The following is a 19359-nucleotide window of genomic DNA, read 5'->3' on the forward strand; positions in this document are numbered from 1 at the left end:
GGTAGCTTGCTTAGCCCTGTTTTAAAGTGAAAAGGCTTTGAATTTTATTCCATTTTTCGCAGGGAGGAGCCTCGATCTTCAAGGGTTCCAAAGTCCACGGATGGATCAATTCCATTTTAATCGCTTTCAGGCACAACCCCTCAATACCCAGTTCATTTCTGAAGAATCGGTTGTGGTGGGAGTCGCCATGATAAGCATCGCCCAAAAGAGGATGTGAAATACGATTAAAGTGACGACGAATCTGATGATAACGACCTGTGTGAGGATAAGCTTCTACCCACGAGTAGCGCGCGGTGGGAAATTTTTTGCCGACAGCGACGGGAAACTCAATGGTGCTAAGACGCTTATAAGACGTTTTTGCGTCGACAAGGGCGCCGGTTGAATCCAGTTCCAGTTGCACGTCGATAGATCCCTCTGCCGGGACATAGCCGCGAACGACAGCGTGATAAGTTTTTTGTGGAGCACGCTCTTGAAACATCTTACCGAATTTTGAAGCAGCTTCCGAAGACAAAGCGAATAACAACACGCCACTTGTCGCAGCATCAAGACGATGCACGGGATACACGTGCTTCTTCATCATGTTGCGCACTTGATATAAACAGATTTTGTCGCGGGGAATTTTGAACTGTGAATCCTCAGGCGGATGAACATGATAGCCAGACGGCTTATTAATCGCGATAAAATGTTCATCTTGGTAAATCAATTCCATCGGAGTAGCTTATAACGAAGCACCTGCCGAAAGTCCAAGTCAAAATGTGTTCATTCACAGCTAGCCCTTGGGAAATTTGTATTCATGAAACCGTAGAGTGATTCTAATCCTGAGCCAGGAGGCCCTATGAGACCCAAAAGAATTCTGACGGTATTAACAAGCACCGATCGCCTCGGGGATAGCGGGCACACAACCGGAGCATATCTTTCCGAAATCACTCATCCTTATGACGAATTTTCACGTGCCGGTTATCAAGTGGACATGATCAGTTCACGCGGTGGCAAGGTGCCGTTAGATGGTGTGAAAATGGATGATCCCATCAATGCGACGTGGATGAATGATGAAGAGTTTCTTGCAAAAATTGAAGACACTTTGCAGCCGTGGCAAGTGAGTGGTGATGACTATTGCGCGATTTACTTCGCCGGTGGGCACGGGGCGATGTTCGACTTTCCTGATAATTTAAGTCTGCAAAAACTGGCTTCGCAAATTTTTGAAAATGACGGTGTGGTCGGAGCCGTCTGCCATGGGCCTGCGGGTCTTGTGAATGTCAGACTTTCTGATGGAAGTTATCTGGTTCGCGGTCACGAAATGTCATGCTTTACGAATGAAGAAGAACGCGCCGTTGGTTTTGAATCGGTCGTGCCTTTCTTGCTGGAATCAAGACTGAATGAACGGGGAGCCAGCGTGGTTGTGGCGCCAAGTTTCACTGACAATGTTATTAAAAGCGGTCGCCTTGTGACGGGGCAAAATCCGGCATCAGCGGCCGGTGTTGGAAAAGGAATTGTTGAAGTTCTTGATTTTGTAAGTCGGGGACGAATCGTGCCGGAACAAAATTGGTGCGAGTGGCATGCCCGATAAAATATTTTTTTAAAACGAGTTCTGCGGGTTCTTTTCCTAAAGGAGAGAATCCGCCATTCACAGTTTCATCAGAGTTATCGTCAAGCAACACCTGCCAGATTCCAATTCCACGCATCCAGCTTAAAGGTTGACTCCAAAACGCTGACAACAAAGAATCCCAGGCAGCAGCTTGATGTTCATAATTGATTGGCGTGTGATCATCTTCATACAAGTAGGGCGCCACAAAACACTTCTCGACACTGCGATAGCCCACTTCTTGAATGGCGATTTGGCTGATGGTTCCCAATTGTCTGTCGATGTCGGAAACCATGCCATTCAAAGTTTGTGCATAAGTGAAAGAGTAATCGTTCAGTTGCGTGACAAGGGCTTGATACTCTGCGGGATAATCGACATTGGCACTGCCGAGAGCACGATAGAAATCCAAACCGATAAAATCAAGCGAGTGATAAAATTGACGAAGATTTTCCTGATGATTCGTTTCTTCATCGGTCTTTGGAATGAAGGTTAAATCATGATACCACTGACCGAATTCGCCACCCCAAGTTTTAATGCCATCTTCTAAAACATATTGATCGGTGTAATTCGCACCATAAGTTATTTGCACATTATCGCCCAAGATCGTGCGAGCTTTCGATACGAATTGCACCCACAATTGCGGATAACCAAAACGCCAGGTCATATCACGACTGCCAAGACCTGAAGTCATGGAATGCATTTCTGCTCCGATCGAATACCACTTGGCGCCGACGTCATGGGCGATACGCATGTAGCGTTGATGATAATTGAAATAAGCTTGAAACCATTCTTCAGGTTTTTCCGGGCGAATGTTGCCATGCCACCACGTGAAACCATTTTCATCGACGTAAGGAAATTCGGCATTGGGGCCGACGACTAAAAGAATCGGGCGAAAGGCAACAGCAAGCCCTCGTTGTTTTGCGAACGCAACGGCATCTTTAAGAAGACGCTCTTCCTCGGATTGATATTCGGGTAAAACGTCAGAGCGAATGTCGGCTTTGGTTCCAGTCACCATGCGCGCGCGAAAATTAAAGATGACAGTATTGGCACCTAACGCCTGCATTTTCAGTAACAAGCGACGCACGCGCTGTCCTTGAGCCGTGTCATCAACGCGAAAGCCAAACGGATCATAAGTGATGATGTTAAAGGCTGCTTCCGAAGGCATTTGTGCCAACACAGATTGCCCCACAAAGAGGCCGCCCAGTGCGAAGAAGAAAGAAAAAAGTAACATCTTCATACAATCATTTGGCCGCGACTTTCATTCGAGGTCAATCTGAGTGGCAACACTGGGCTTAGCTCTTCGCGAAAATATGTTATTTGTCGTTGGCCTTGTGTGCTCAACAAGATTTGCTAGTTTGAAGAAGAGGTAAAGGAAACTTTATGAAAACACTTATTGCCTGTCTTCTGCTGGGCACAAGCCTTTCAGCACATGCTTTTGATAAATCCACAAACTTCGTAGCCGCATTGAAAGAGTGGAATGAAGCCAACACCACGTCGGCACCTGACCTGGGTGGTCGCTGGATTCGCACGGGCGTTGTCGAGCATGCAAGTTGTAAGAACGTGATGCGTGGCTCGGCGTTTATGCCTGAAGGAATTCCCAATCGTGATGGTTCGATCTTCACTTTAAACTTTAGTGGACGCCAAGTGACGTTTGAAAATGTCGGCGGCGTGAAACACAGCCAAGGTCCTTACGAAGTAAAGTCAGCGGACGCTGTCTTTTCGTCATGGGCTTATGACGAAGCACAAGGCGGAGACAAAGAAATCACGGACCAAGCGTATGGTGAATACAGTTGCCGTCTATTAAACGATAAAGATCAGATGATTTGCGCGGTGGGTGCACGTTTGAAACCTGGTGCTGACTCGGATCAGATCTTTAAGTCGTGCAGTTCCTTAACGACGGGATTGGTTTTACTATTTAAAAAAGAAAATTAAAAAAAAGCTCGAAGGACATTCGAGCTTTTTTCTTTAAAACAGACGTTTTGGTTTGTGTGCTGTTGCCAGGCGAATGCCATCGTCATCGACAGTGATCAAACGTTTTTTATATAGACCGCCAAGTGCGATCTTGTACTTCTTTTTGCTGACGCCGAAATAATCGTAAATCAAATCAGCCGAAGTCTTGTCGTTGATTTCAACAAATCCGCCTTGTTCTTTCAAAAGATTCAAAATCTTTTGGCCAATTTCATCGGCATCTTTGATGCCTGTTTGATGAAGGCTTAAATCGATCTTACCATCGGGACGAACTTTTTTGATATAACCTTGAAGGCGTTGACCTGGAATAAGCTGTTCAAAGATCTCGTTGGCGAAAAGCATTCCCAGATGTTTGCCGTTTACAATCGCGCTTGTTCCAAGATCCGTTTTGCGACTGATGATCAAATCAACAGTTTGACCCTCTTCATATTCAGGCTTGTCAGTGTTTGTGAATTTCTCTACACGCATGGTTGCTGAAATACGATCGCTTTTATCAACGTACAGATACACCAGAACCGTTTCACCAACTCGCAACGGGCGAGTTTTTTCGGCGAAAGGCAAAAGCAAATCTTTCGCCAAGCCCCAGTCCAAGAAGGCGCCCACGCTCGATAAAGACACAACTTTTAAAGTCGCGAATTCACCCACCTGGGCAAGCGGCTTTTGTGTTGTCGCGACAAGACGGTCTTCAGAATCCGTGTGCACAAAAACTTCAAGTTCCTGACCGACTTCAAAGTCCGACGTGACGAAGCGCTTTGGTAGCAGAATTTCTTTACCTTCGCCCGCATCGAGAAACAGACCAAATTCAGAATTTTTTAGGACTTTAAGTTTATTGAATTTGCCGAGCTCGATCATAATTGAACCTTTGTTAACGTCAGGCCCTTGTTTAATTCATCTTGAGCAAAATTCATAGCTGATATTGACCCTGCGTGAAAAAAGGGCAGGATGACTTTCCGAGGGAAACGCGCTAGAATACCTCCATGTCGAATTTAAAGATCTTCCTGTCTGAAAGCCTGAATCCGCACCTGAACTTAGCCACAGAAGAGTGGATTTTTCACAATTTAGATCCTTCAAGTCAGGTGCTGTTTTTATGGAGAAACGACAACACGGTGGTTATTGGTCGTAACCAAAACCCGTGGTCTGAATGTAACTTGGCGAAGATGAAAGAAGACTCTGTGCACTTGGCGCGAAGAACGACGGGTGGGGGCGCTGTATTTCATGACATGGGTAACACCAACTTTACGTTCCTTTCGCCAAAAGAATCGTATCGCCGCGAAAACAACATTCAAATTATTTTCAACGCACTTAAGGAATTTGGCATTCAAGGTGAAGCTTCTGGTCGCAATGATTTACTAATTCCATTTCAAGATGGTCCAAGAAAATTCAGCGGCAGCGCTTATCGCGAAAAGAAAGATCGTGCCTTTCATCACGGCACGTTGTTGTTGCATGCAGATCTAACTCGCCTGGGAAATTATTTGACTCCGAATCCAAAAAAACTTCAGGCAAAAGGCAAAGAGTCTGTTCGCGCCCGCGTTGCAAACCTGAGTGAGGTCGCCAAAGATATCAATCACGATCAGATCGTGACCGCGATGGTGCGCTCTTTTGAAAACTTCTATGGCGGTAAAGCTCAGACTGAATTTTTGAGCATGAAGACGCTTCAAGAAAACCAAGAATTGAAAACTCAGTATGAAGGCTTGAGTTCTTGGGATTGGTTGTACGGGAATACTTTAGAGTTCAATCACAAGTTGGATGAGTATTTGTCGTTAGGGTTCTTCGACTTCAACTTCAAAGTAGAAGAGGGAACTATCGCCGATCTGCAAATTTTTACGGACTGTTTGTATCCACAAGTCGTTGAAGATTTAACGACGCTTTTGAAGGGCAAACCGTATAACGGCGGGAGCATTCGTGATTCGTTAACTTATGTTAAAAGTCGTTTGCCGGACTTGCAGACGGGTCTGCAAGAGTTGGAAAATTGGCTGTGCAGTCAGGTGGAAGTGTAATCCTCGAAATGTGAGGAGCGCTGTTGCCATGCGGTCTTTTTAGACTTGTTATTTGTGATCCCAAGAAAATTGTTTTGACGGAAACTTTGCACAGTTTAGCCTAAATACATCTATGAAGATGGATTTAGTCGAAATCGACGCCAACTTGTTAAGAAACTTTATAGAGGCGCAAGGTCTCTCTCATTCTTCACTGGCGGGCACACTTAAAGTTACAACAAAGACGATTCAACGTTGGTTGAACGGTTCAGTTCGTCGTTTAAAGCCCGAAACTTTGCAAAACCTAGCAAAGGCCCTTGGAGTCTTGCCTGAACGCCTTAGTCGCTCTCAGGTTGTCTTATCGAATCGTCCTATCGATCGTTCCCTGGAAGAGTTGTGTTCGGAGCATTTTTATAAGCGAGTGCGGGCTTCCAATGAATGGGAAAGCTACAGTCGCATTTTAAAATCGTATTTACATAAAGATCTGCGTTCATCACAACAAATGGTTTTGCATAAACATCTTGGGCAGACATCCCTGTTTTTAGGTGAATTGCGTTCGGGCAAAAGCCATTTGGATAAAGCCTTAGAGATCGCTCATGCTTTGCACAACATCGATGAGCAGATTTTTATTCTGAATTGGCTGGCGATTCGTTCTGAATTAGTCGGAAACATTATGCTAGCAATGGACTACTTCAAAAAATCCGAAGAGCTTCTGCCTAAAACAGATAATCTGGCATGTGTGGCCGACCTGTATTTCAAAAAAGGTCGTGTGTTGTTTCATTTGGAACATCAAGAAGAGTCCGTGCGCCTGATTCGTGAATCAATCTGGCTAGATTATAAACGTGGCAGCCAAAACCAAGTGATGATTTCCGTCAAATATTTTCAGTTAGGTGGAAACTATCTGCGAGCCCGCGATTTAAAAAAGGCGAAGGTCGCTTTCATGCGCAACCTCCGCTGTGCTGAAAAAGCGGGGTGGGTGCGTGGTCAGGCTTATACGTATTTCTGCCTAGGTATCATTCGCCTGCTTGAAGGGGACGACTATTCAGAAGTTCGTGCCCACGTCGGTAAAGCAAAGCGTTTGCGCGATAATTCGCACTTTCATCGCCTTGATACGAAGGTCGAACAATTTGAATTCTTTTATTGCATGGCAAACGATTTACCCGAAGAAGCGAAAAATTTGCTGGTGAAGCGCATGGCCTTGGTTCGTCCAAGCCGTATGCACTTCGCCTTTGCAGTTTTGGATAGTATGTTTCTAGGACGCCGTTATCCTGAGCACTTCCGTATTCGTCAGACGCTGGTTGAAAAAGCCAAAGAACTCTTCATCAAAAATGGACTTAAAGAGGCATTAGCCTTATTGGAATATTTAAATTCGGTGAAAAGTATTTCCAAAGAGGACTTTATTAAACGCTATCGTTTCTAATGCGTGTTCACCGTCTGTGAACAAGTGATGAACCTCCAAAAAAGAGCTGCAATTTTTGACGTTCTTAAAGGCTGCTAGGTCTTCGTAAACAATATACAGATTTTGGGATTTCAGAAACTTAGGCATGGCCGTTGCTTTAGGGATCTTCGTTATTAATTATTGAAACGGAGAATCCCCATGAAGAAAATCTTATCGATCGTTTTATCATCACTATTAATTTTGGGAGCAACAGCGAAGGCTGATTCGTTAGTACCAGAATCAACAAGCCTTTCAGAAAAAGTCCAAATGGAAGGCTTCATCTGTGTCTATTATGGCGGATGTATTATGCAGGCGATGAAGTACACGGGATTATTTTATGTCATGCACCTGCTTGATATCCGCGATTCAAAAAAGCAGATGGCAAAAGCGGTTGAAGATGCAAAATTTTATCGCTCGCGTGTGATCTATGCTGAGCCACCACAAAATGAAGAAGGCATCGACGGCAAAATGTTATTGATGATCGAGCCGGGTGATAGAATCACAAGTTATCAGTCAGTCGATTATGGCACTTATTCGACGAAAGAAGATGTCGAAGTGAAGTTGCCAGCGAATACATCAGTGATTGATCCAACAGCAATGGGTCTTCGTGGAATTAAAATCAACGGTCGTCCTTTGGTATCGCACGAGTTAGGTAAAGCGTGGGAGGCAACAACAGCTTTGGTTTATGACGAGGTCATCACGGTGCCGGCAAAATACAAAGTGAAGAAAGAAAATGACCACTACGCCGTGACACATCCATTGATTTTAAATGAGATGCTTCTAGACTTCATGCACGCCAACTAAAATATAAGCGTTTTCAAGGCCCCTGAAAAAGGGGCTTTTGTTTTTAAACGAGCTCGCGTATACTGTTTTTGTTCGGCTCCTAAACCGAACACCTATGAGAAATTAATAATCCGTCACTATCTTCATTTTTATCAACTCTCTTAGGCCATTCATCAGGCCTCGGACGGATTTATCTATGCACAATAATATATTTCAAGTCAGCGCCCAGGCGCTAGGCTTTGAGCTTCCGCATGGGCGTAAGCTTTTTAGCCACTTAACATTTTCATTAAATTCAAAACGCTATGCTTTAGTGGGACCCAACGGCATTGGCAAGAGCACGCTTGCGCGAATTCTTTGTGAAGAGTTATCGCCCACCGAAGGTCATCTGGAACTTTCCCATCGTGCGGTCTATGTACCCCAGCACGAAGAAAGGCCTGACACGGATGTTGCGACTTTTTTGGCAGACATTTGGAGCTTAAATTACGACGCAACGGTTTTGAATATTCTCATTCAAGACATTGCTTTTGAGCGAAAGCTTCAACATCTGAGTGGCGGGGAATGGACGCGCTTAAGAATTGCTAAAGCGCTAGCGAACTTGAATGGCTTGCTGATTCTGGATGAGCCGACAAATAACTTGGATCGAGAAGGGCGCACCTTTATCGAAGAGTTTGTGCGCAATTTTCACGGACCGTTATTAGTTATTAGCCATGATCGTGAACTTTTAAATCGAGTTGATTGTGTTCTGGAACTTTCCAATCAAGGTGTCAGCACCTATGGTGGCAACTTTGCCTTTTACGAAGAAGAAAAAGAACGTGAACGCGCCATTGAAGCGCAAACTTTAGATCGTCTTCGTCGTGAAAAGAAAAAACTGGAACATGAACACGTCGAAAAATTGGCGATGCAAGACAAACGTATGCGCCAAGGAGCGAAGAAGGCTGCACAAGGTGGTATTCCAAAAATTCTTTTAGGTGGCAGAAAACGTCGCGCCCAAGAAACCATGGGCCGAATCAACAGCCATGAAAGCGATCGAGTCGAAAGCAAGCAGGCAGAGTTTTCTGATTTCTTTTATAATATGAAACAGGAATCGCGCTTAGGGTTGCAGCTACAAGAAACTTCGATTCCTTCAAGCAAGATGGTTTTTGAAATTCAAGATTGTAACTTTGCATATGGTGAAGGCGAAAATCTGTGGATTGAAAACTTAAACCTGACCATGAAAGGGCCACACCGTTGGGCCTTGGCTGGCAGAAATGGAGCGGGCAAGTCGACGTTGTTGAAGTTATTGCTCTCGGATGGATTGAAGCCCGCAGGGCGTCTTCAGGGAAGTTTAAAACTCGGATCTGTAGCTTACGCAGTCCTTGATCAAGAATATGCGATTCTAGATCATGAATTAAGTGTGATTGAAAATGTGCAGGCCTCGTCGACACGCAGTGAAATTGAGATTCGCAATGAACTGTCGCGCTTTCAATTCACAAAGGAATTGCCGCTGCAAAAAGTAAAACACTTAAGTGGGGGAGAAAAACTGAAAGCCGCGTTAGCGAAGATTTTGTTGGCAAATCCGGCACCGCAGTTTTTGATTCTTGATGAACCGACTAACAACCTTGATTTGCAAAGTCTGGATGTTTTGGAAAAAGCCCTGTGCGATTTCGAAGGCGCACTGCTGGTGATTTCGCATGATCAGTATTTCTTGCAGGCCATAGGAGTCGAGCAAGTTTTTGAACTACAAAATAAAGAGGAATAAAAGAAAGGCCTGTCTTAGGCCTTTCTTACAAATTCCGATTTCAAATTGATGGCACCGATGCCGTCAATTTTGCAGGCGATGTCATGACCATCACCACCGTCAACAAGACGAATGTTTTTAACTTTCGTGCCGACTTTGACGACGTTTGATGAACCCTTGATACGAAGTTCTTTGATCACAGTCACAGAATCACCGTCGGTTAAAACATTGCCATTGGAATCGCGGATCAAGCCGTCATCGACTTCTTCTGTTGCTTCAACAGCAACGGCGTGTGCACTCCATTCGTGCCCGCACTCGGGGCAAATCCATAGGTTGCCGTCAGAATAAATATTTTCAGAATTGCAAGTAGGGCAGTTCGTTGGATTTGTCATGCCCTACGTATACGATTAATTGATCTTTTTGACTAGTACGAAGGCGTCAAGGACTCCGGTCAACGGCTGTCCTTCCAGGGAGGATTTCGTTACACCAACGGCTTTTAACCAGCCATCTGATGTGACCTGAAAATCCATGATAAGAGCAGTGGCTGCGGAACTTGAGAATTCATCAACGAGAGCTCCGTTACTAGAATTAAGGCGTTTTACGGACCAACCAGTCGTGTCTGTTGTGTTGGCGTCGGTGCCACCACCAATCAAAACTCGGCCAGAACTGTCAAGATGGATGGCCGATACTTGAGTGCTCGCATTAGCGACACCATAAATTTTGGTCCATTGGCGAACGCCTGAAGAATTATATTTTTCAACGAACTGATCGCTATTGCCGATCATCGTTTGGCCGTTGATGTCTGCTATAGTGGTGCCTCCAATATATGAATTGCCACTGGCATCGACTTCAATATCATAAATTGCCAAACGGTTAGAAGCTGATCCCGTACGTTTTGCCCAAAGCTTATTTCCATTAGAATCAAACTTTGCGATAAAACCATCAAGGTTCCCAACCGCAGCCTGACCATCGAAACTTGCGCCGATTGCACTGCCGCCGATATAGACATTGCCATTGTTATCTAAGCCGATTCCGGATGCTTGAAAAAACATTCCGTTTTCATCCAAATAGCTTGTCCATAATCTGTTGCCGGATGAATCCAATTTCATAACGAAGCTCGGCATATTGCCAAGAACCGTGTAGCTATCAAAACTCATGTTGCCATAACCAGTCACGTAAACGTTTTCAGAGCTATCAACAACCAGTTCAGCCGTCGCCATTTGCGTGGAAGGTTGGCCAAACATTTTCAGCCAAATAACGGCGCCGGTATCGATATTAAGTTTTGCAACAAACATATCGGAATTGCCGACAGCAGTTTGTCCTTCAAATACGCCACCTATCGTGTAACCAGATGCATACAGTGAACCGTTTTTATAATAGAGGCGATTCACCAGGGTGCTCGAGCCGGAGCTGCCAATCGCTTTGTGCCACAAGTATGTTCCGTCCGGAGCATACTTCGCAATAACAGCGTCAACACTTCCAATGGCACTGTCGCCTAAGACTCCACCCGTGGCGGCGCCTGCGGCATAAATATTATTATCCGAGTCCGAGGTAGCTCCCGCCATCAGCACCAAGCCAGATGGTGTGCCGAAGCTTTGGTAAAATTCCTGCAAGGCTACAGAGCCACCGGTTCCCCCGGTGTTGCCGCTTGAAGCAGAATGTTTACTTGATGATCCCCAGAGAGAGACAGAAAGCCCGCAACCCGCGTTGATAGCGAGTACAGACACAAATGCAAGAGTGTACAGGAGTCGTTCCAAAAGGTGCAGCAATGTTCCCATACTCCGTTTTCGGAGGAGGGATCACGACTCTTAAAGAATCCCTCATGATTTACAGAGGAATTGTTCCATCATGTTTTGGGAGCATGAATATCGCCTCATAGTGAGACAAATTAAAAACGTTCGTAGAGTGCGCGTGGAACCAAACGCATGAGTCCCGCAACTAAGATCCAGCGTTTGGAAATATAGACGATCTCTTTACGTTTATGAATGGCTGCGATGATCTGTTTTGCCGCTTTGTCAGTAGAACTCATCCACGTTGTGCCGCCAGCCATTTGCGTATCAACGAAGCCGGGGCGAATATCGACAACACGAACTTTGCCAGCAGAAGTTTTATTCTGTGAACGCAACGACTGACATAAATTAATGAGATAAGCTTTTGAAGCACTGTAAACGGGAGCTTGGCGCAAACCACGAAGACCTGCCACTGAAGTATTCACAGCGATGACGCCCTCAGAGTTTTTCTGTTTAAAGTATGCATTGGCATTGATTAAAAACTCAGTCGTTCCTGTGACGTTGGTGTGGACGGTGCGAGCAGCATCATTCCAGTCATCCAGTGAGTGCCCCGAGGCGACGCCGGAATTTAGAAACACAACGTCGATGGGGCCCATGTGTTTTTCAGCTTCCGCGATAATCGGTTGCGACTGCAAAGTTTGAATATCGTAAGATAAGACAAAAAGATTTTTATGCTGTTGCTGTAAAAGGTGAAGGGCCTCAAGACTGCGCCCAAGGCCACACACTTTGTGACCTTGATTTAAAAGTTCACGCGTCACCGCGAGTCCGATTCCAGAAGATGCGCCAACGATCAGATAATTTGCCATAAGCAATTATGGATTGTGGCTTCGCGCTAGATCAAGAGCTTCGTTTTCTTGCTCGACGCGTTTACCCCAGAAATCCTTCAACCATGCATCGGCGCGATCTAGGTTTTTCCATGGATTTTCGAAATAAGTTCCGTGACCACTGACAACATACATTGTGTACAAATTCTTCGTCGTATTCTTTTTAGTTAAGAACATCGTCGGAATCAAAGGGAAGCCTGCATCATGATGGAAATTGAAAATCGTCAATGACACCGCTTTTTTCAAATTCACGTCTTCGATTTTGGCAATTTCAGAATTCAGCTCCACCAACCAGTCATCCATTTTGCTTTTCATACGATCAAATTGCGCGTCTGAAAGTTGATTTTTCTCGATATAGTTTTGCGCTTCATAATATTTGAAAGATTCATGGCGAACGTCATGCATCCAGAAATCACCAGCAGGGCGATTGTAACCGTCCGCCCAGATCGGTGCATCCGTCACACCCACCAAGTGGATTTTTGTATTCATCAAACGCATTAAGACTGAATTGCCCAGCGCTGCGTTGGTTGGAATCCATAATTGTTTTAATTCGTCAGTCGCTTTGAAGTCTTTCGCAAATATTTTTTCAGCATCGCGGTAGCCTTTGTAAACGCTCTTCATTTGAAAAACGCCGAAATCGCGATTTTTGTACATGCGGTATTCTTCAGCGATCGGCAACGGCTTGTAACCTTCAAGCAGGCGGTCCGTTAGCAACAAGAAACGATCTTTCATGGGATATTTATTCGTGTCGAAACGACCTGCGGCGCGATTGTAGAAGTACGAAAACTCAACAACGCGTTCATAGCTGACGTGGCCATCGTTCATGATTTCTTGCGATTCGCCACGCAGATCTTTGAGGTATTCAACGTAGGTTTCAAGATTCTTTTCTTTGGCATTATCGAACTTCGTACGCACGATTCGTGAAAGCTTCATGCGACTTGCACGCTTTTCTTTAAATTCAGCCAATTCTTTCGTCACAGAATCAATTTTAACTTCAAGATATTTATCGATGTCACGCACAAGCGGCATGCCCATTTCGCTAAAATCAAAACGATAGGGGTGATCCGGAGTCAGTTCTTTTTGGGCATGGAAACGCTGGCGGTAAGTTTCATAAAATGCATTGGGATCCTGAAGCAATTTATCAAGCGACGGATAACGCTTCGTCATCAGGTCATTTAAAGACTCGGTGGAAGTATAAAATACGGAAGAGCACTGTGGTCCTTCTGCATGCGCAAACGGTGCCGACATAAGAAGTGCAGTGAATACCAAAGCCGATATTTTTTTATACGAGCCAGCGTAAGTCATAGGGACTCCCAATTTGTATACATGGGAACACAGCAAGCGACGTGCCTTTAAGAAGGTGCTCTAAATAAATGTATAAGTTTAGAAACAAGGGGAGTTAATAAAAAATGTCTCAAAATGAGAGGGTGACAATTGTTAGTAAGGCTTGAGTATCTAGTAGTCGGAAAACTCACTGGCTGGAATGTGAAGGCTGCTAAAGCCATTGGTAATCCACGCATTCTGAAGACCCAGATTTTTGTTTTCATCCAGGTAGGTGCCGACATCACCGAATTCGTGATTGCCTGATGGAATAGTCGTGCCGCCAATGTCTTTACTGGGGTTGTCGAAATTAAATGGATGGTTGTGAATATGAAATTTGTAAGTATAGCCAGCGTCCAAAAACTTCTGCAGAAACTGACGGCGCGTTTTTGAATCGGGCACCATCGCGTCGCTTTCGTTCGAAGTGAAAATGATCGCTATCTTTTGTTCTTTGACCAAGACATTCGCGCCAAACTCCGAGTAACTATTAAACAAAGGCTTCTTCATCACCTGTGAATGAATTTCAAGAAGTGCTTGTTCCAGCAGCGACATGGAATAGATTTTTTTACTCATCACTAAATCAAAGCGGGGCAAAAACTCGGTATATCCGACTCGCACAAACAGATTCTGTTGGCGTTTGAGTAGGGCATAAGGATCGGTATCCACGACTTGCTCCCGAACCTTTTTTTGAAGTTCAGTAACTGCCGGCAGCGAAGTCTCGGGTGCTTCGTAAAAGCTTGTATTGTCATTGCCTTCAAAGACCAGAATGCGCAGTGACCCCTCGGTCGTATCGACCGTCTTCTGCAATTGGGCTTCAAGGTACGGCTTTTCCGCCGCGCCAACTTGGAGCGCCATTGTGCATAGAATAGACAGCAAAATGCCGCCTAAAGCATTAGGAAGGGACTTGATTCTCATGCTTCAAAGACAATGAAAGGACCGTGCCGGGATTATTAAGGATTGTATTAACTATTCTTAAGTTTCTTGTCTGTTTAAGGGCCTATATATATGATTCGAAGTATTGTTTAGCGAGGGACGTTTTTGAATCTAGGCGAAGAGAAGAAGACAATTGAATATTTCAGCTTCTGGAAGTTGCAAAACAAAATCACTTTGTTTTCGTTGATCGCCATCTTGGTGCTGTCAGGGCTATTTGTGATCGCCAGCATTATGCTGCCTGCAATTAGCACTTCTCAATTCATTGCGTTTATCGTTTTGATTCCGACGATTGCGTGCTTTGGAATCGCCACTTGTCATTCCTCAAATCTCGAGTCGGCGAAAGCCCAACGTGAATACAAAAAACTGCAAGAGCGCTTGAAGGATATTGAACACAGCCAAATTACATTGGATAGATTCTTTTCTATATCCAGTGATCTTATGGCTGTAGCGGGCCAAGATGGATTGCTCAAGAAAGCCAGCAAATCGTTGGTGAACACTCTGGGTTACAGTGAAGAGACAATCTTAACGACGCCATTTTTTAAATTCATTCATCCCGACGATCGCGAGGCCACGCGCAAAAACATTGAGGCCTTGAACATGGGTCTACGCACAGTGGGTTTTGAAAATCGCTATCGCACAGCGGATGGAAGTTACCGCACACTGAGCTGGAGTGCCGCTGCCGACCGTGAATTGGGAGTGCGCTTCGCTTCGGCTCGCGATGTGACAGATGAACGAAATTTCCAAATTCGTATGCAGCAAATTCTGGATGCGGCACCTTTCTTACTTGTGGTGACGGATGGTGATGGCATTATCAGCAGCTGCAATGCTGCCTATTCACGTTTTGTCGGTGTTTCTCGCGAATCATTAATTGGCTTGGATGCTAGAAAGCTTGTGGCCGCGGATTCAAAATCAATCGGGCTTGAACAGAAAGTCTACATGTCGAAGCAGCCGATGACATTCGAAGAAGTCTTGACCCACCATGGACTGGCAATGCGATACCTTTCCACAGTTTTCCCCATCGTCGATCAGGCGGGCCGAATCGTTTCGATCGGTAAAGTCTCTTTAAATATTACTTAAAAATATCACTTAGGAATTGCTGAGTCTGAAAAAGAAAAAGGCCATCTTGTGGATGGCCTTTTAAAAATCATATTTGGTGCGGGTGGAGGGACTTGAACCCCCATGCTTTCGCGGAAGATTTTGAATCTTCTGTGTCTACCATTTCACCACACCCGCAGTGAGGTAACCTTTGTAACGGATCTTGGGGTAAAACCTCAAGATCTTTTTTTAAATGCACCGCATTTTTTAGCGATTTGCTTAGTAATTAAGCGTTTGCACGGCTCTTTGAATCCAATCAAGTTGCGCACGTACGTCGACGAAGATCGAAACGCCATGACAAACCTTCGCATTCCAAGAATATTCCGCGTTGTTATCAGCGACCATTGAAGTCACACCGATCAACGTCAAAGTGCCATCTTGGTTTTTCGCATACAACGGACCACCAGAGTCACCACTGCAAACGCCGTTTTCTGGTTGCTCCATAATAAGAGTCTTATCAACTTGGATCGTCTTTTTTAGACCTCTCATATAGAAGTCTTTTTTAAGACGTGAAGGCTTCGCTGTCGTGAAACGCAAAGTTCCAGAGTCTTCATTTTTTTCATTCGTTATGCCGTAGCCGCTCATCACGATTTCAGTCGCTGTTGCTGGATCATAAGAGGCTGCTGGCAATGGACGAACAGAATAGCCTTTAGCCATGCCGCCTGAAAACTTAAGAACTGCTAAGTCATTTGTCGCATTCTCGACACTTTTATTTTGAGCATAGCTATAAGATGTATTGATCTCTTTAGCGACAACCGGGCGAGCCAGTTGTTTCACATTAGCTTGGCTTTTAGTTACGCAGCCAAAGCTGTTAGAGAACGCGACAAGGGTTTTTTCTGAAGAGCTGCGAGAAGTACAGTGAGCGGCTGTTAGAACTTTGTCGTTATCAATCAAAGTGCCTGTGCAAATCTCTGCGTGGGTGTCATCTTGGATATGGATAACCATCACTGTTGATTTTGAAAGTAAGTTGCCTGAAGAAAGTGTTTCGCCCTGAATAATACCGTAAGAGCTGCCTTGGATTTCACAAGCTGCTGCTGCGCTTTCGCCGCCGCCGGAGCCACTACATGCTGTCATCGTTGCGAGAGTACAAGTCAAAGCAAGGGCCTGAACCATCAAGCTGGTTTTCATAGAGATATTCTCCTATATATGAGGTGTTTGTTTTATCAGAGTCCAAATAAGAGCAGGGCAAAATGACTCCACTTTGCAAGAATTTCAGAAAGTGTTTCGAGCCTTGTCACTTCTTTATCCAGCGGACCTAACGACCTCCCATGGTGCAAAACCATGTACAGCTTAGATATCAAACACTTAGACGCTGGGGACGAAAGCGGCCAAGTTGGCACTGGCCTTGCTTTAGCGGATTCCTGATTAAAAAAGGTTTTATAACCACGACCATTAAACTGGAGACTTTATGAAAAAGTATTTCTATATCCTCGCGGCTTTGACTATCGCGCCTACGTTCGCTTTAGCTCAAAGTTTGGAAAGCGACGTTGATGCTGAATTGGATCAAATCTATTCCAATCAAGCAGCAGCAGCGCCTCAGACATCAGCGGCCGTTGCAGCTCCTGCAGCAGCTCAACAAGGCCAACCTCTTAATTTGAATGGCAGCCAGCCTATCTATATTTTGAATCAGGCTCCATCAAATGCAACTGCACAAGTTCAACAGTCACAGGTTCAAAAACAACCTACGACTGTGATCGAAGCTTCACCATTGACTGAGTCACGTGCGGATCAAATCCGTAAATCTCGTCAAGATGCTGAAGTTCAAACTGAGCAAAAAATCGTTGAAAAGCTTGAGCAATCTCGTATGGAAGACGAGAAACGCAGAGCTGACGTTTTGTTCGGTGATAAATTTAATCAAATGAATAACAGACAGCAACAGCAAGAAGTTCCTGTACAAGTTCAGCAACAAGCTCAACCAGTACAAGTTCAACAAGTTCCTGTACAACAAGTACAGGAGCCAAAAGAAAACACACGCGATATTATCCGTGAAGAACTTGCTGCAGCTATGAAAACTGAAACTGAAGCAGCACAAGCTCCAATCGAAACAAAATATGTTGCGGTTATGGCTGGTATTGCGGACCTTCCAGATGTTCGTAACGTGAAAGGTAACTACTCTTTGGGTGTTTCTTTCGGTAACAAATACGACAATTTGATTCTTGAAGGTACATTCTTGTATTCAAACTACACTGTGGATCAAGGTGCAGCGAATGGTTACAGCTATAGCTATGCTTACCCATACAGCAACATCTATATCCCAATGAACGTTGACGTAAATCAATACACTGGTCAGTTGGCTGGTAAACTTCAATTGTTCTCTGGTATCATCCGTCCAGTAGTTGGTGCGTTGGTATCATACTCTTACAGAACATTTGCTTGGGCTAACAACAACAACGGTTATGCTTACAGCAACGACACTTCTGCAAGCTCACATGCGATTGACGTAGGTGCTCTTGCTGGTGTGGATTTGGAATTCAATCCTAAATACTCTTTGGGTCTTGATTTCCGTTATATGTGGAATATGTCTAGCCGTATCAACGCAGACAACAACACATGGTTGAATGCACCTTCTTACGGTACACCAATCGAAAAACTCCAATACTACGTAATGTCAGTAGTTGGACGCGTTAACTTCTAGTTCCTGAATTAAAGTCTTTAAGTGGTTACACAATACCTGCTAGCAATAGCGGGTATTGTGCTTTGACTTCACCCTTCTTTTTGGTGAAGATCAGACCATGCATCTTCTTTTAAGTCTTTTCTTCGCAACAGTTTTATTTGCACACAAGAGTCAGGCTGCAACTGTCGTTACTGAAACAGTAGGGCAGGTGGCGGAGTATGTGACAACCAGCCGCGAAGTTCAGATTTCCAATGTCATCGAACGAATTCTTTATCCCGCGAAAAGTGCACCGCTAGAATTGCAATTGGATGCGCCTGAGTTCAATTCCATGATTACTTCTGTATTGCTTGAAACCGTTGTGGCGATGGAAGCAGAAAACTTCAGTGTTGCGACTGTCGGCGATAAAGATGTTGATGAGGCGATTGCAAAAGTACAAAAAGCGATGGCAGGCAAAAGTTTTTGGACGGCCTTGGAAGTTTCAGATCTGGAACTTCGTCGTTTCACGAAACGCAAATTTGTCGCAAAAAATTTCCTAAAATTTAAAACCAACTCTATGTCAGGCATCATTTCAGACCAAGAGGCGCAAGCTTACTACGAAAAAAATCGTTTGAAATTTGGCAATATGCCGTTTGCTTCATTCAAAGAAAACATCAAGACGTTCCTTGCTCAGCAGCAGTTGGAAGAGCGTCTGCGTTCATGGTTTGAAGTGATCAAAAGGAAATACCGAGTTCGCAACTTTATTTCGGGCTAAGCCTTATGCGCATTGAATCTTTGTACACGCCACATAAACCAGAAATGCGAGCTTTGATTGAAGCTGTGCTTGCGAATCAAGGATTGCAAGCGGGCTTTTACTGGCCGATGGACCTGTTGGGGGCGGAGCTTGCAACCGCGGAAGCTGTCGGTATTTTTGAAGATGAAAAGCTCGCGGGGTTCGTGCTTTATCGGGATGTGCCGGGAGCTTGGGAGATCTCTTTAGTGGTCACTCACCCTGATTTTCGCCGGCGCGGGTTGATGGAGACGCTTATAAAGCATCTTATAGCCGCGAAGGGTCAAAATCGTGAGCTTTGGCTTGAAGTCCACCAGGATAACGATGCGGCTCAAAAACTCTATGAAAAGCTCGGATTTAAGCTGAGCGGGCGGCGACCGAGGTATTATAAAGATGGGGCCACAGCTCTTTTGTACTCCTGTCCCTAAGAATTGAGATAACTCCTTGCACTGCTTCGATATTTTTGTTAGTTTAAGTTCGTTCGATGGGCCTTTAATAGGCCCATTTTTTTTGCCACTCGAACACGGGCCGATTCGCCAGATACGTTTTATGTAAG

At 44.7% G+C, this 19359-nt stretch carries 18 protein-coding genes, 1 tRNA gene and 1 pseudogene; 10 read left to right on the forward strand and 10 right to left on the reverse strand.

Annotated features, from left to right (window positions below; all coding sequences use genetic code 11):
* Positions 1 to 10 precede the first annotated feature (10 nt).
* Positions 11 to 709, reverse strand: coding sequence for a pseudouridine synthase (locus tag DOE51_RS07150; RefSeq protein WP_142695861.1), 699 nt, complete (start codon positions 707 to 709; stop codon positions 11 to 13).
* A gap of 126 nt (positions 710 to 835) precedes the next feature.
* Here DOE51_RS07150 and DOE51_RS07155 point away from each other — a divergent pair, with 126 nt between their 5' ends.
* Entirely contained in the window at positions 836 to 1567 is a 732-nt protein-coding gene (locus DOE51_RS07155; protein ID WP_142695862.1) for a type 1 glutamine amidotransferase domain-containing protein, read from the forward strand.
* A gap of 712 nt (positions 1568 to 2279) precedes the next feature.
* On the opposite strand, the pseudogene DOE51_RS19435 reads toward DOE51_RS07155, so the two are convergent.
* Positions 2280 to 2819, reverse strand: a pseudogene (locus DOE51_RS19435) (hypothetical protein); the annotation flags it as partial.
* 143 nt (positions 2820 to 2962) lie between these two features.
* Between DOE51_RS19435 and DOE51_RS07160 the strand changes: the two are divergent.
* On the forward strand, positions 2963 to 3514 hold the full coding sequence (locus DOE51_RS07160; RefSeq protein WP_142695863.1) for a hypothetical protein: 552 nt from the start codon (positions 2963 to 2965) through the stop codon (positions 3512 to 3514).
* Positions 3515 to 3547: 33 nt separating this feature from the next.
* Here DOE51_RS07160 and DOE51_RS07165 read toward each other — a convergent pair whose 3' ends face one another.
* On the reverse strand, positions 3548 to 4402 hold the full coding sequence (locus tag DOE51_RS07165; RefSeq protein WP_142695864.1) for a S1 RNA-binding domain-containing protein: 855 nt from the start codon (positions 4400 to 4402) through the stop codon (positions 3548 to 3550).
* 125 nt (positions 4403 to 4527) lie between these two features.
* On the opposite strand from DOE51_RS07165, the gene DOE51_RS07170 reads away from it, so the two are divergent.
* The 4 genes from DOE51_RS07170 (at position 4528) to DOE51_RS07185 (ending at position 9482) form a co-directional block, all read left to right on the forward strand.
* Positions 4528 to 5547: a lipoate--protein ligase gene (locus tag DOE51_RS07170; RefSeq protein WP_142695865.1), complete on the forward strand. Its 1020-nt coding sequence runs from the start codon at positions 4528 to 4530 to the stop codon at positions 5545 to 5547.
* A gap of 112 nt (positions 5548 to 5659) precedes the next feature.
* Positions 5660 to 6943 (forward strand): helix-turn-helix transcriptional regulator, encoded by a 1284-nt coding sequence (locus DOE51_RS07175; protein WP_142695866.1) that lies wholly within the window; start codon positions 5660 to 5662, stop codon positions 6941 to 6943.
* Between the two features lie 177 nt (positions 6944 to 7120).
* Positions 7121 to 7765 (forward strand): hypothetical protein, encoded by a 645-nt coding sequence (locus tag DOE51_RS07180; RefSeq protein WP_142695867.1) that lies wholly within the window; start codon positions 7121 to 7123, stop codon positions 7763 to 7765.
* Between the two features lie 175 nt (positions 7766 to 7940).
* The gene (locus tag DOE51_RS07185) at positions 7941 to 9482 is read left to right on the forward strand and encodes an ABC-F family ATP-binding cassette domain-containing protein (protein WP_142695868.1); all 1542 of its coding nucleotides are present in this window, start codon (positions 7941 to 7943) and stop codon (positions 9480 to 9482) included.
* 14 nt (positions 9483 to 9496) lie between these two features.
* On the opposite strand, the gene DOE51_RS07190 is transcribed toward DOE51_RS07185, so the two are convergent.
* From DOE51_RS07190 to DOE51_RS07210, 5 genes are all read right to left on the reverse strand, one after another.
* Entirely contained in the window at positions 9497 to 9853 is a 357-nt protein-coding gene (locus DOE51_RS07190; protein ID WP_142695869.1) for a zinc ribbon domain-containing protein YjdM, read from the reverse strand.
* Positions 9854 to 9868: 15 nt separating this feature from the next.
* Positions 9869 to 11188, reverse strand: coding sequence for an SBBP repeat-containing protein (locus tag DOE51_RS07195; protein ID WP_168196405.1), 1320 nt, complete (start codon positions 11186 to 11188; stop codon positions 9869 to 9871).
* A 161-nt stretch (positions 11189 to 11349) separates the two neighbouring features.
* On the reverse strand, positions 11350 to 12057 hold the full coding sequence (locus DOE51_RS07200; RefSeq protein WP_142695871.1) for an SDR family oxidoreductase: 708 nt from the start codon (positions 12055 to 12057) through the stop codon (positions 11350 to 11352).
* A gap of 6 nt (positions 12058 to 12063) precedes the next feature.
* Complete coding sequence (locus DOE51_RS07205; protein WP_142695872.1) at positions 12064 to 13380, reverse strand: hypothetical protein; 1317 nt, start codon at positions 13378 to 13380, stop codon at positions 12064 to 12066.
* 150 nt (positions 13381 to 13530) lie between these two features.
* Positions 13531 to 14310, reverse strand: coding sequence for a hypothetical protein (locus tag DOE51_RS07210; RefSeq protein WP_142695873.1), 780 nt, complete (start codon positions 14308 to 14310; stop codon positions 13531 to 13533).
* A gap of 123 nt (positions 14311 to 14433) precedes the next feature.
* Between DOE51_RS07210 and DOE51_RS07215 the strand changes: the two genes are divergently transcribed.
* Positions 14434 to 15405: a PAS domain-containing protein gene (locus DOE51_RS07215; RefSeq protein WP_142695874.1), complete on the forward strand. Its 972-nt coding sequence runs from the start codon at positions 14434 to 14436 to the stop codon at positions 15403 to 15405.
* 74 nt (positions 15406 to 15479) lie between these two features.
* Here DOE51_RS07215 and DOE51_RS07220 read toward each other — a convergent pair.
* Together DOE51_RS07220 and DOE51_RS07225 are read right to left on the reverse strand one after the other, a co-directional pair.
* A tRNA-Leu gene (locus DOE51_RS07220) sits at positions 15480 to 15561 on the reverse strand.
* Between the two features lie 81 nt (positions 15562 to 15642).
* Positions 15643 to 16551 (reverse strand): trypsin-like serine protease, encoded by a 909-nt coding sequence (locus DOE51_RS07225; RefSeq protein WP_142695875.1) that lies wholly within the window; start codon positions 16549 to 16551, stop codon positions 15643 to 15645.
* A gap of 280 nt (positions 16552 to 16831) precedes the next feature.
* Here DOE51_RS07225 and DOE51_RS07230 point away from each other — a divergent pair, with 280 nt between their 5' ends.
* From DOE51_RS07230 to DOE51_RS07240, 3 genes are all read left to right on the forward strand, one after another.
* Complete coding sequence (locus DOE51_RS07230) at positions 16832 to 18058, forward strand: hypothetical protein (RefSeq protein WP_142695876.1); 1227 nt, start codon at positions 16832 to 16834, stop codon at positions 18056 to 18058.
* 97 nt (positions 18059 to 18155) lie between these two features.
* The gene (locus DOE51_RS07235; RefSeq protein WP_142695877.1) at positions 18156 to 18788 is read left to right on the forward strand and encodes a hypothetical protein; all 633 of its coding nucleotides are present in this window, start codon (positions 18156 to 18158) and stop codon (positions 18786 to 18788) included.
* Between the two features lie 5 nt (positions 18789 to 18793).
* Positions 18794 to 19231, forward strand: coding sequence for a GNAT family N-acetyltransferase (locus DOE51_RS07240; protein WP_142695878.1), 438 nt, complete (start codon positions 18794 to 18796; stop codon positions 19229 to 19231).
* Positions 19232 to 19359: the final 128 nt, after the last annotated feature.

It is taken from the genome of Bdellovibrio sp. NC01 (assembly GCF_006874625.1).
Classification (GTDB): Bacteria; Bdellovibrionota; Bdellovibrionia; order Bdellovibrionales; family Bdellovibrionaceae; genus Bdellovibrio.